The organism is Paraburkholderia sp. A1RI-2L, from assembly GCF_048957375.1.
Taxonomy (GTDB): Bacteria; Pseudomonadota; Gammaproteobacteria; order Burkholderiales; family Burkholderiaceae; genus Paraburkholderia.
Genome location: NZ_JARBTA010000010.1, coordinates 1 through 5261, shown reverse-complemented (window position 1 = coordinate 5261; position 5261 = coordinate 1). Strand labels below are relative to the sequence as shown.

Genomic DNA, 5261 nt, shown 5'->3' with positions numbered 1-5261 from the left:
CCCAAAGGGGTCCGCACAGGCTATCGGCGCACCGGTCTAGGCGCTAAAGCGCCAAGACCCGGACAAATCGCGCCAGACGGCCTACGGCCGCCCGCCGCTCAGCCGGGTGCCTGTGGGCACCGGGCGAAGCCATTCGGCGGCTTGGCGGGCCTCCTATGGCTTCCAGAAGGGATGGGTTCAGGGGACGTATGTCCAAATTGGGCGAGCGCAGCGAGTCACGCCGTAGGCCCCACGCCGCGAAGGGGCCTGTGGGCAAGGTGGGGCAAGTCGCCAGACTTGTCCCACCTTGTCCACGGGAACGCGGGTGGACCGCCCGAGATTTCTTAATAAAAAAAAGCCGCTCCTCTCGTAGCGGCTTTGGAAACACACGCCACAAGCACGGGTGGTGCTGCCGTGGCTGGTTAAAGATATGACAAATTCAGCGAAACGCATAGGCGTTCGCGCGAGCGTCGTGGAGAGCATGATGCCGCCCGCCATGTTGCCGAAAGTAGGCTTCCATCCGCCCAAGATCGAGTTTGTTTCCGACGTGCTCGTACTTCCAACCTTCCGGCATTTCGCCGTCGAGCAGGTCGTATATGAGGTCAAAGTCGCCCTGGTAGTCGAAACACAGGATGGGCCTGGGCTTTGCCGGCACGTTCATCAACCACGCCCGTAGCTCGTCACGAAGCTGCTCAGCAGGCATCGAACGCTCCGGAAACTGGCCGAGCTGGGGTAAAACGGCGACCCGCACGAACTCGCTGCATGCATTCAGCGCGAAATCCGACCGTTCGCCGTAAAACTCCCGGCCATCCTCGCTGACGATCGCCACGCTGATGAGCTGGCAGTCGAGAAAATCCGTGAATTCCGTATCGACGAAGTAGCGCGTTTTCCACGGGCTGCGTGGCGTCTGGGTGCTCATTCGCCCGACTCCTGCCGTCCAAGCTGCATCAGGCGGTGATGCAGCGAGATCTTGTCGCCGGTGGCCGGCGCGATGTCCCCTTCGCGCCAGTCCGGCATCGTCACCTGGCCATGCCGAACACCCGCCGCAAACAGCCATTCGGCCATCTGTCCCGGGTCGCGGGTAACGAAGGTTTCGCCGGTCGCTAGCACTGTCCCGATCAGCTCGTCTCTCGAGTAGTCGTAGACAACACGGGCGCGGCAAAGGCTCTCGCTCATAGCGGGATCGTCAGTTTTCCCTGCTGGTCCGGCGCGTCGGCGGTCTGCCACAAAACCTCGGCCACTGCCCTCGAATTAGCCCCCAGGCCGGTGAAGCCACAGGCGGGGCATCGCACGAAGAACTGGTCGGCAATGCGCTCGTAGCCAAAGCGGGGTTTGGGCCAACGGCACTTCGGGCACGCCTTCATGGCTGGGATTCCGTTTTTGCGTCCGGACGCGGTGGTACCGCCTTTTCCGCGTGGGCAAGCGCCTCGAACTCTGCCCAAAGCGCCGATTGCTCGGTAAGGAATGTCCGGTCTGCCGGTTTCAGGACGCGGATGGCGTCCTTGATCATGGTGCGCAAATGAGCATTTTTTTGCGCCGCTTCGAGGAGCGCCACGCCCACCAAGAGCTTGGTCCGGTCGTCCTGCTTGCGGCGCTTCGATTTTTCGGCGGATTCCGCGCGCCGGATGCGCATCTCCACCGCCTTCGCACGCTCCAGCAAGGCGCGCTGCTGCGCCTTGAGTTTGTCGAGCCGCTGTTGTTTGCTTTCTACGGTTTCTGACACTGATGCCTCGCTGGTCCGGTTGTTCTGTGTGACCAGTATAAGGGCGATTGCCGGTGATGTGCGGGCGGTGGTAGGCTTCGCTTCGAGAAGCGAAGCGCGATTACTCGTTTCTCTTCGAGAAACGATCGCGGCAAGGGCCAAGGCCCCTGCACCCCAACCTCAAAGCCCGTCGCGCGCTATGGCGATAACGCATTGCTCTGTGAAGACCGGTCGCGCTGGCAAAGGCGCTTCGCATGCACGGTACGTGCAGGGCGAAGGCCGCTATGCGAGCCGCGACGATGTGGCGTTTGTCGAGCATGGGAACATGCCGACGTTCGCCGCATCCGATGCGCTCACTTTCTGGCAAGCGGCGGATGCGAACGAGCGCGCCAACGGGCGCGCGTATCGCGAAGTCGAGTTCGCCGTGCCGCGCGAACTCGACGACCGCAAATCACAGATCCGCTTCGCCCAGCGGATGGCCGACGGTATTGTCGGCGTGAAGCATCCGTACACGCTGGCGATGCACGACACAGAGGCCGCCGATGGCGGGCGAAATGTGCATGTCCACCTGATGTTTTCGGAGCGGGCGCTCGATGGCGTCGAGCGCGATGCGGGCCAGTTCTTCCGCCGCGCGAACAAGGCGAATCCAGAGAAAGGTGGTGCGGCCAAGGACCGGACCATGAATGCCCGCACGTTCGTCACCGACACCCGGCAGCGATACGAGCGGACGGTGAACCGCGAGCTCGAGCGGCTGGGTGCCGACACGCGCGTCAGCATGACGCGCAACACGCGGCTGGAACCGGAGCCGAAGCTCGGACCGGCGCACCCGCGCGCGGGGCGCGATGTACGGCGCGAGGTGCGGATGGAGCGCGTGCGCGAGCTGCGTGCCGCGCGCATGGAGTGGAACGGGATGGTTGCCGAGCACCAGGCACTGCGCAGCGCGATTCTGGACCTTTCCGGCGACATTCAGGCAGCGAAGGCCGAGCGCGAACGGCAAGCCGCCGCGGCGCGCGTGCCGGACCCCCATGAACAGCTTGCGCGGTTCCGCGCGGCCCGCGCGACAGAGGCGGCTGCGCCAACATCTGTGGCGCCCGTGCCGACCGAAGACGAGCTGCGCGCCCGCGATGCCGAGGAAATCAGGCAGAAACTGCTGGGCATGGGTTACACCGTCGTACTGACGCCGAAGCCGCGCGTGCCCTATACGGGCGAAATCCTGCTGGTGTCGGACTTCCACGTGGCCCAGAACGCGGGCCGAGACTGGGCGACGCTGCACGACAGACGGCAGCTCCAGCAGGCGTATGAAGTTGGAGACAGGCCCCGTATTGTTTATGGGGCTGATGGCCACGAGCAGTCGCCAAAGACGACTATCAAGCCCCGTGGGCTTGGGCGATAGCAGAAAAGACAAAGGGCACCCGAGGGTGCCCTTAATTGCAGGGCGACTGGCTTGTCATCGCCGTTGCCGTCCTGGCTCCGTCAACGCCGAAGCGGATGGAGACTCAAGAATCCCTTCCGGGAACACGATCATAGTAACTCACTGAGCTACCTTTTAGGTATCTTTTAGTGCACTTTATCGCACTTTTTCACACATGTTTTTGGGCCAAAACGTGACGTTTTAGCCCATTTTTTCGCGTTTTCATTACTCATATGGGGGGATTTTCGGCAATCCCAAGGCGGCAGCGACAGCCGCCTGGATGGCCTGAAAATCAGCCGTCGAGACGTACATTTGGACGGTTTGGCGGCCGCCACGGCGCGAGCGGGTGTAGTACAGCGATAGCCGTTCCAGTGACACCGTGTAGAGCATGTCGCACTTGACCCAGACTTCAGTATTGGGGTCGCCGTCGACCCGTAGGTTGCGCTCCAGCTTATGGTGGTAATCCTCCACGCGCGCCGGAGCCGTGGTCGAAAGAGGGACCACCGTAACTAGGTGATTGTTGTGCTTGTTGCGGGCAATGACGACCACATCGCGCTTTTTGACCATCTCCGGCACAACCATTCCTGCAAAGTCGCACTGCACCACCGACCCCAAACGGGGCTGATAAAGAAGAGGCATCGGGTATCCGTTGTTTTTGTTGAGGCTGAAAATCCGCCCGGTATAGAGAGTAGGGACAGGTTTTTAGCCTACCGTCACGACACGCCAACCTCCAAAAACGCGACCTATAGAACGCGACCTATAGGCACCTGCACGCCGGGCCATTCGCGCAACCCGTCACTTACCGAATTGCCACCAGCGGCGGCGTTTTTGGCCGGTTGGTGGCACTTCTATCTGAGACTCAATCAGTCTCAGTGCCTGTCTCATGTCCTGGAGCTGTTGTTCTCTGGCGGCATTCAGGGCTTCCAGCCCCGCTTTCTCAGCTTTCAGGACATCGAGCTGTGCCGCAGCCTGTCTCAACACAGAAATTTCCGCCTCAAGTTGTCTCACGCGAGACTCAGAATCTGTCTCAATGGGATTCTCACCTGACTGTTTAAATTCCCCGAAAACCCTTACCAGCTCTGACGTGTCGACCTTTTTTGCGCCATTCTCATCGAGGGACAGTGAGAGCTTCCCTTGAGACGCCAAGCGATACAGCGTTTTGGTGCTCTTGCCGGTCAGCCGTGCCGCCTCTGAGATTGATACTGTCGCCATGCGTCACTCCGTGGGACGGGGGTGAATACCGGCTTTCGTGCCCCAGGCAGCGGCCCATCGGGCCGCTTGGGCTTTCTCGTCGGGAGTCGCCGCGCGGATCATGCGATCGACGGCCAAGCTCGCCCGGCGAAGCGCGTAGGAGCGGCGTTGGTGGCTGTCTCGGCGCATGGTCATGGCAGGTTCATTTCTTGTTGATCAGGTGGATCAATTGGCTCGTTCCCGAGCAGGATGCGCTCAGCCCCTTCTAGTACGGGCACCTGCTTAAGCGGGGTTTGATCGTCCAGATCTGTGCCAGCCTGTTCGCCCTCGAACGCAATCACATCGGCAGTGAAGTGGGCAAAACGCTCGCCACGCTTACCTTGCCAGGCGACCCGAGTATTGACCCGATACACGCACAGGTTGCCGACCTTAACGACCTCAATGAACTTGTGATCGGACAGCAGCTTAATCGCACCACTGACGGCCTGACGGCCAATCCCGACCTTCTGCGCGATCACAGCCTGAGAGACGGCTAGAGCGTTGTTCCGGCCCATGTTGTTCATGAGGTACAGCAGCGTGCCCATAGCAGATGGGTGTTTGATGGCTAGACGCTGAAGTTCTTGCCCGACTTTCTTTTCGACCTGTAACCAGCCGAAAAACGAGGGTGCTGATTCCTCTGTGGCGACGACGGCTTTAGACATAATCATATCGCTTGATATCGACAGGTTTATGCTACAACTTTAATTATAAAGACGACAGGTTTATGCTGTATTGCGACTCTACTGTCGCCTGCAGGCGACACGCCTGTCGCCTGCAGGCGACAGGTCAGAATCGACGAAACCCTTATCAGATAAGGCTTAGCGCGGGTTTTTGGGCAAGAGGCTCTTATTGTTAACTAAAGGGGGCGCTCCACTGGGGTATATCCACGCCCCCGCAAGCGGGGGCGTAACCCGCCCGCCTAGGGCGGGCTAGACGACC

At 60.6% G+C, this 5261-nt stretch carries 7 protein-coding genes; 1 reads left to right on the top strand and 6 read right to left on the bottom strand.

Translation table 11 applies throughout. The features are described from left to right. Positions 1 to 418 precede the first annotated feature (418 nt). The 3 genes from PWP93_RS37220 to PWP93_RS37210 form a co-directional block, all read right to left on the bottom strand. Positions 419 to 898 (bottom strand): hypothetical protein, encoded by a 480-nt coding sequence (locus PWP93_RS37220; RefSeq protein WP_421048402.1) that lies wholly within the window; start codon positions 896 to 898, stop codon positions 419 to 421. Then, complete coding sequence (locus tag PWP93_RS37215; protein ID WP_421048401.1) at positions 895 to 1155, bottom strand: hypothetical protein; 261 nt, start codon at positions 1153 to 1155, stop codon at positions 895 to 897. The genes PWP93_RS37220 and PWP93_RS37215 overlap by 4 nt, the downstream gene beginning before the upstream one ends. 184 nt (positions 1156 to 1339) lie before the next feature. Beyond that, on the bottom strand, positions 1340 to 1702 hold the full coding sequence (locus PWP93_RS37210; protein ID WP_421048400.1) for a hypothetical protein: 363 nt from the start codon (positions 1700 to 1702) through the stop codon (positions 1340 to 1342). Positions 1703 to 1946: 244 nt separating this feature from the next. Between PWP93_RS37210 and PWP93_RS37205 the strand changes: the two genes are divergently transcribed. Continuing rightward, the gene (locus tag PWP93_RS37205; protein WP_421048399.1) at positions 1947 to 3074 is read left to right on the top strand and encodes a MobA/MobL family protein; all 1128 of its coding nucleotides are present in this window, start codon (positions 1947 to 1949) and stop codon (positions 3072 to 3074) included. 243 nt (positions 3075 to 3317) lie between these two features. Here PWP93_RS37205 and PWP93_RS37200 read toward each other — a convergent pair whose 3' ends face one another. From PWP93_RS37200 to PWP93_RS37190, 3 genes are all read right to left on the bottom strand, one after another. Next, positions 3318 to 3731 (bottom strand): type II toxin-antitoxin system PemK/MazF family toxin, encoded by a 414-nt coding sequence (locus PWP93_RS37200; RefSeq protein WP_421048398.1) that lies wholly within the window; start codon positions 3729 to 3731, stop codon positions 3318 to 3320. Between the two features lie 156 nt (positions 3732 to 3887). Beyond that, on the bottom strand, positions 3888 to 4304 hold the full coding sequence (locus PWP93_RS37195) for a DNA-binding protein (protein WP_421048397.1): 417 nt from the start codon (positions 4302 to 4304) through the stop codon (positions 3888 to 3890). Positions 4305 to 4474: 170 nt separating this feature from the next. Next, positions 4475 to 4984: a replication/maintenance protein RepL gene (locus PWP93_RS37190; protein ID WP_421048396.1), complete on the bottom strand. Its 510-nt coding sequence runs from the start codon at positions 4982 to 4984 to the stop codon at positions 4475 to 4477. Between the last annotated feature and the right edge of the window lie 277 nt (positions 4985 to 5261).

What these genes read in the sequence shown, in the direction of transcription:
- PWP93_RS37220 (WP_421048402.1), bottom strand. Translation starts at nt 898, where the DNA reads ATGAGCACCCAGACGCCACGCAGCCCGTGGAAAACGCGCTACTTCGTC.
- PWP93_RS37215 (WP_421048401.1), bottom strand. Translation starts at nt 1,155, where the DNA reads ATGAGCGAGAGCCTTTGCCGCGCCCGTGTTGTCTACGACTACTCGAGA.
- PWP93_RS37200 (WP_421048398.1), bottom strand. Translation starts at nt 3,731, where the DNA reads ATGCCTCTTCTTTATCAGCCCCGTTTGGGGTCGGTGGTGCAGTGCGAC.
- PWP93_RS37195 (WP_421048397.1), bottom strand. Translation starts at nt 4,304, where the DNA reads ATGGCGACAGTATCAATCTCAGAGGCGGCACGGCTGACCGGCAAGAGC.
- PWP93_RS37190 (WP_421048396.1), bottom strand. Translation starts at nt 4,984, where the DNA reads ATGTCTAAAGCCGTCGTCGCCACAGAGGAATCAGCACCCTCGTTTTTC.